The sequence below is a fragment of the Kitasatospora sp. NPDC032150 genome (assembly GCF_055579945.1).
Map to the genome: position 1 here is coordinate 20,375 of NZ_JBVIMH010000054.1, position 5,125 is coordinate 25,499.

Below are 5,125 nucleotides of genomic sequence, written 5' to 3' on the forward strand. Positions count from 1 at the left end.
GGGGGGGGGGGGGGGGCGGGGGGGGGGGGGGGGGGGGGGGGGGGGGGGGGGGGGGGGGGTTCTCCCCCCCCCCCCCCCCCCCCCCCCCCCGCCAGCTATGGGTGCTGGTAGCCGCCCTCGCGCTGTGCCTATCTGCCGCCTAGGTGTTGGTCGGCACCTGCCTCCACGACAGTCACACAAGCGGTGAACGCTGCGTCGGGCTGCTTCCACGGGTCGGGCACGTCCTGCCCGTCGAGGTAGAGCTGCAGTTTCGCCGCGCTGCTCTGGTCGGCGAGGTCGCGCAGGGCGTCCAGGACGGCGTGGTCCATCGCGAGTACCACGTCGGCCCAGGCCAGCAGGTCGGGGCTGACCTGGACGCCGCGGTGGCCGCTCAGGTCGTAGCCGTGGGCCGCAGCGGCCTGGGCCATGAGCGGGTGGGCGCCCTCGCCAATGTGCCAGGCGCGGATGGCGGCGGCCCGGGTCTCGACCGTGGGCCCGCCGCGCTGAGCGAGGACGGCTGCGGCCAGCGGTGCGCGGCAGTGGCCGCCCTTGCAGACCGTCAGGATCCGCCGGGAGTCGGCCATGCCGGTTAGACCTTCTCGATCTCGATGGCCAGGCACCCCAGAGCCTCCTTCTCCGGGGGGAAGATCTCGCGGATGGCCCGCAGTTGCTCGGTGGGGGTGGCGGTCGGGTTGATCGCCGCGGGGTTCTCGTGGGCGAACATGGCATCGAAGTTGTCGTAGCGGGCCACCCGCTTGACCCGGGTGAGGGTGGCTTCGTCGCGGCAGGTGAAGCGGATCTGGTCACCAGGCTTGATGCGGAGCATGGAGGTGTAGGCGACACGAACCTCGATCGTCTTGGTGCCGTTGGCGATGAGGTCGTAGTACCGCTTGTAGATCGGCATGTCGCGGGCGCGCTTGGCGGTGGCGAGGTTGGCGGGGCGGGAGGCCATGAGTCGTCCTAACTCGTGTGCGGTGAAGGAGCGGAAGAAGTGCTTGGGGTCGGTCAGCAGCAGGCCGACCAGCCACAGCAGGGCGTCGACGTACTGGTCGGTGGTGCCGGGCCAGTCGGTGGTGGCGAGCATCCACGGCTCGACGCCGGGGCCACCGCCGGCGGTGCCGGTGGCGCGTATGAGGGACTTGGAGAGCTTGCCGCCACTCGCGGAGAGCACCTGCGGGGTGAAGATGCGGACCGGCATGGCTCCGGCCGGGGTGCCGAGCGCGGCCAGGGCGCCGTCGACGAGCTGGCAGCCGAACGCCCAGTCGCCGCCCTTGAGCATCACGTGCAGGGTGGCGGCATCGCGGGTGAAGGAGCGTTCCTTGACCACGTTGCGGTACAGGGTGGCGAGGTCGAGGTAGCCGCCGTCGACGGGGTCGATGCACAGCTCGTAGTCGCCGTGGTCGTGGCAGACCGCGGTGAACACCGCCCCGTCGTCGTCCAGCCGGTGCAGGCGGGTGCGCTCGGCGCGCTTCTCCGCCCATCCGCAGGCAGGGCAGGGCAGGGCAGGCGGGTGTGGACGACGCCGGTGGACGGGTTGAGCCACCACCGCAGGTCGTCCAGGACCTCCAGGGTGCGCAGGAACTCCGCCCGGAAGCCCGGGGTGGCCTGCTGATCGGTGTAGGTCTCGGTGAGGTAGTCCACGTCCGTGGCGTCCGACAAGGAGTCGAAGAACGGCCGGTAGTAGCCGGTCACCAGGTCGGCGATGCCGTCCTTGCCCAGAGCGTGGAAGTAGGTCTGCTGGTAAGCGTGGTGGGTCTCGGGATCGAGCGTGATGTCGTACGGGGCGTTGTCCAGCGCCGAGAACCGCACCGCGGTGTCCACGCGGAAGGTACGGCGGGCCTGCTGGGCGAGGAGGAACGCCGAGGACTGGACGAGGTTCGTGCCAAGGTGCGGTGCGCCGTTGATCTGCGTGCCGACGACGAACTCGATCCGGGCCGGCCGCATGGCCTTGACCCGGGGCCGGATCATGTCGACGGTGCGCAGCAGAGCGTTCGCGAGGACGCTGTTCGGGGAGATCAGGGTCGGTGCGGTGGCTTGCTCGGGCATCGCGGTGGTTCTCCTTCTACATGGGCAGGCGGAGGTTGGCGCGGATGAAGTCCAGGCGGGCCTGGGCGTCGTCGGCGGGGACGAAGACCGGTTCGTAGCCGGCGTCGTAGTAGCCCTGGACGATGAGTTCGTGGACGCGGCGGATCTCGCGGTCCTTGGCGAAGACCACGTCGGACTCGTCCTCGAAGGTGGACAGCGGGTCGAGGACGAAGACGGTGTCGTAGCGGTAGATGCGGGTGGCCTCTTCCAGCTCCGGGTAGGGGGAAAGGCCGAAGAAGCGGTCCCAGCCGTAGCCGTCGGGGATGCCGCGGTTGTAGAACCGCACCCCGGTCTTGTGGGCGCTGTACTCGTCCACGAAGGCGTGCAGTACCTCGCGGGAGTACTCGCGGCGGTCGCCGACCTCCAGGTGGCGGCCGAGGCGCTCGCGGTGGCGGCGGTAGATCTCCCGGGCTGGCTCGCCCTCGGTGGCGGGCAGGCCGGCGGCCTTCAGGGCGTCGAAGACCGCTTCCTTGCCTGCGCTGGGGCCGCCGGTGATGACGTGGCGGCGGGCCGGGCCGGTGGTGGCGGGGCTGTCGTGCGGGATGCTCATCGCATCGGCTCCTCGTTCGCTTCGGTCGCTTCAGTCGCTTTGGTGCTAATAAGCGCGGTCCGCCAGGTGGTCAGCAGCTCGTTGCCGCCGGTGGCCGCGTGGACGGAGAGCATGAACAGGTGGGTACTGGTCGCCGTCGAGGCGTCGGCCAGCAGCGCGGTCTCGATCGGGGACAGGTGGGGCGTCCAGCCGGCCAGCGCGACCAGGTCGTGCGGGGCCGCCGCGCCATCGGGCAGCAGCGCGCCGCCGTAGGCGGAGCGGTAGCGGCGGGCCTCGGCGTGCAGCTGGCCGTACCGCCACAGGGCGGCGTCCGCCGCCGCGGTGGCCTGCCCGGCATCGCCCATGGACACCTGCCGCTCGATGGCCAGGAGTTCGGCCCGCAGCGCGTACACCGCCGCCCACAGGCGGGTCAGGGATTCCTCGTGCTCGACGGCCTCCCACGCGAACACATCACTCGGCAGTAGCCGGCGCCGCTGGCCCGGGCGCACTGGCGGCGGGCTCGCCCAGGGGCGGGCCTGTGCGGCGGCGTCCCGTTCCAGCGTGTGCGCGAAGACCGCGAGGATCTGCGGCTCAAGGCGCTTGCGGAAGTGGTTCACCTCCTTCCCGGCCAGCTGGGCCGCCACCGCCCGACGCTCGGTCAGGTTGGCCCCGGCCTGCGCGGGCGGCAGGCCGAACAGCGCCTTCGCCGCCTCCCGCATCCCCTCGGGCTCCAGCCGCGCCAACCCCCGCCGCAGCACCCAGTCCAGGGCCTCCGCCCGGGCACCCGGACCACTGTCGTCCCCAGCCCGGGCCCGGACACTCGCCAGCCCGGTCAACCAAGGCACCTCGATGCCCACCTCCAGCGGCAGGCCCCGGCGGATCACCGCTCTCAGTTCCTCACGGAGACCAGACCGTTGTTCCACAGCCGTCGTCATGATCAGTGACCACTCCGTTCCTCACAGTGAGGAATCCAGTGAAGCACCAACGCCCAGAACTTGCCCAGTCCCATGCCCAGAAAATACCCAGCAGAGCCCCGGAAGTTGACGATCGCTCACGCAGGGAGGATCACCGGCCCAGGCGCAGGGCTGGCCACCGCGATCGGCCGGTGCGACACCCGCGACCAACCGAGCCGCCATCGCCCGCTGGTCCGCCGGGGCCCGCTGGCGGCGCCCAGCTACGCCTGGAGGTCACCCTGGCGCAGGTCGCAGCTGTCCCCTTGCACTTCGCCATCCGAATTCCGTAGCCAGCACTGGTCTTTGCCGAGGTTGACTGTCTCCCCGATCGCTGGCCTCGATGGCTGTCGGCCGCAGGGGCTTGCCCAGGCGGGAGACGAGGCTTGCCCGCCAAGGCTTGCCCGGCCGAATTCTGGAATGGGCAAGCCTGTGACCTGGTCTTTCGGGACGCGGGCAAGCCTCTGGGCAAGCCCTGGTGAGGAGAGTTCACGGCACGAGATCCGAAAGGAGTTGTGCCGTGTTCGAGCTGCCATGTCCCGCCCGCAAGGTCGGCGGAGTCTTCGATCGTCTGGATACCGAGTGGGCGGGGCTGTGCGCGGACGCCTCCGTGCGGGCTGCGGTGACTGACTGGCTGACAGCCGATCATCTGGCGGCCGAGGTCGCCGCGGTGGCCGGCCTCTGGCTGAACACGCTGGGTCCCGAGCAGCTGCTGACCGCCCTGCGGCCGCGCGACGGTGTGTTGTCCGACGCGTTGGCCGACGCCGTGCTGCGCGCTCTGCTGCGGCGCGCCTGTGGCCGTGGCGAGGCGGCCGCGCTCGCCGCGCGCATCGTGGTGCAGGCCATGGTTCCGGCCGCGGTCCGTATGACCCGTGGCCAGGTCCGTCCCTTCGGCGGCCGCACGTTCGATGACGTCAGCCACCTGGTAGTGGCGGCTCTCTACGAGACGGCGTGCTCCGGCCGCATCCATGCACGGCCTGGCCGGCCCGCCGCCAACCTGATCCTCGACACGCTCCGCCGGGTCTGCCGCGACCTTGCTGCCGACCACGAGGAACGCGGTGAGGCACTCGCCCTCGCCGAGGACCTGGCCGACCCCGCCCCCGGCCCGGTCGGCCACGCCCATGATCAGGCCGTTCGCGCCGCCGCAGCCGCCGCCGGCCTCCACCCGGCCGGCGGCGTCGAGCAGGAGGCGAGCCGTGCCCGGCTGGAGCTGCTGGAGCTGCTCCTGGATGCGATGGAGGCCGGCACCCTCTCGCTGGCTGACGGCCGGGCCATCGCCTGGCACTACACCACCGCCCCCATCCCGGACGCCCAAGCCGCCGCCGTGGCCGGCACCACTGCGGGTGCCTGGCAGCGGCGCCGCTCCCGCGCCGTCCATGCCCTCAAGACCGCACTGCGGCCGACCGCCGCCTGACCATCCCCACCGTGACCATCCGCAGGAGCTACTGATGCCTTCTCTGCCTACCCCCCTGTCCGGCCTCCCCCTAAGAAGCCGTTGTCTTTCCGAACGTGATCGTTGAGTTTCCGCTGTTCAGGCATGGTGTCGGCGTTTTCGAGGCAGGGTGGAGCCGTCGGGTTGTCT

The 5,125-nt window shown here is 71.3% G+C and carries 6 protein-coding genes; 1 reads left to right on the forward strand and 5 read right to left on the reverse strand.

Annotated features, from left to right (window positions below):
* Window positions 1–128 precede the first annotated feature (128 nt).
* The 5 genes from ACZ5ON_RS34125 to ACZ5ON_RS34145 are packed head-to-tail and all read right to left on the reverse strand — an operon-like array spanning window position 129 to window position 3,477.
* Window positions 129–563 carry a low molecular weight protein-tyrosine-phosphatase gene (locus ACZ5ON_RS34125; RefSeq protein ID WP_465600956.1) on the reverse strand — a complete coding sequence of 145 codons (435 nt, stop codon included), beginning with the start codon at window positions 561–563 and terminating at the stop codon, window positions 129–131.
* A 5-nt stretch (window positions 564–568) separates the two neighbouring features.
* Entirely contained in the window at window positions 569–1,258 is a 690-nt protein-coding gene (locus ACZ5ON_RS34130; RefSeq protein WP_465600972.1) for an ASCH domain-containing protein, read from the reverse strand.
* Entirely contained in the window at window positions 1,258–2,025 is a 768-nt protein-coding gene (locus ACZ5ON_RS34135; protein WP_465600958.1) for a hypothetical protein, read from the reverse strand. The genes ACZ5ON_RS34130 and ACZ5ON_RS34135 overlap by 1 nt, the downstream gene beginning before the upstream one ends.
* 16 nt (window positions 2,026–2,041) lie before the next feature.
* Window positions 2,042–2,614, reverse strand: a complete 573-nt coding sequence (locus ACZ5ON_RS34140; protein WP_465600961.1) for an AAA family ATPase — start codon at window positions 2,612–2,614, stop codon at window positions 2,042–2,044.
* Window positions 2,611–3,477: a hypothetical protein gene (locus tag ACZ5ON_RS34145; protein ID WP_465600963.1), complete on the reverse strand. Its 867-nt coding sequence runs from the start codon at window positions 3,475–3,477 to the stop codon at window positions 2,611–2,613. Before ACZ5ON_RS34145 ends, ACZ5ON_RS34140 begins: the two co-directional genes overlap by 4 nt.
* Window positions 3,478–4,063: 586 nt before the next feature.
* On the opposite strand from ACZ5ON_RS34145, the gene ACZ5ON_RS34150 reads away from it, so the two are divergent.
* Window positions 4,064–4,957 (forward strand): hypothetical protein, encoded by an 894-nt coding sequence (locus ACZ5ON_RS34150; protein ID WP_465600966.1) that lies wholly within the window; start codon window positions 4,064–4,066, stop codon window positions 4,955–4,957.
* The last annotated feature ends 168 nt before the right edge of the window (window positions 4,958–5,125 follow it).